The sequence below is a fragment of the Halomonas sp. SIMBA_159 genome, from assembly GCF_046536035.1.
Taxonomy (GTDB): Bacteria; Pseudomonadota; Gammaproteobacteria; order Pseudomonadales; family Halomonadaceae; genus Vreelandella; species Vreelandella venusta_A.
Genome location: NZ_JAWJBT010000092.1, coordinates 1 through 494 on the forward strand (window position 1 = coordinate 1; position 494 = coordinate 494).

Consider the following 494-nt stretch of genomic DNA (forward strand, 5'->3'; position numbering starts at 1 on the left):
CATGGCAAAACCACCCGGATATGGATCCGAAACTGCGTGCCTTTTACGACTTTAACTCCATGCACATGGAACCGTGGGACGGCCCGGCCGGGATCGTGATGTCAGACGGCCGCTATGCCGCCTGTAACCTCGACCGCAACGGTCTGCGCCCGATGCGCTATGTGGTCACCGGCGACGGTCTGGTCATTGCGGGCTCCGAGGCAGGCATGGTGCCGATCGACGAAGCCTCTGTGGTGGAAAAGGGCGCGCTGGGTCCGGGTCAGATGCTGGCCGTGGACATGAAGAAGGGCGAACTCTACCACGACGTTGAAATCAAGGATAAACTTTCCCGCGCGTTGCCCTTTGGCGACTGGGTGGCGAAAGTCAACGATCTGGACGCGGTGCTGGGCAGCGTGCAGGAAACGCCCCTGTTCTCCGGCGAGGAGCTGCGCCGCCGTCAGGTTGCAGCCGGCTATACCATCGAGGAGCTGGAGCAGATCCTGTCGCCGATGGCC

The 494-nt window shown here is 62.1% G+C and carries 1 pseudogene; it reads left to right on the forward strand.

The annotated features are described in order from the left end of the window. Nucleotides 1-494, forward strand: a pseudogene (locus R0J87_RS18500) (glutamate synthase large subunit); the annotation flags it as partial.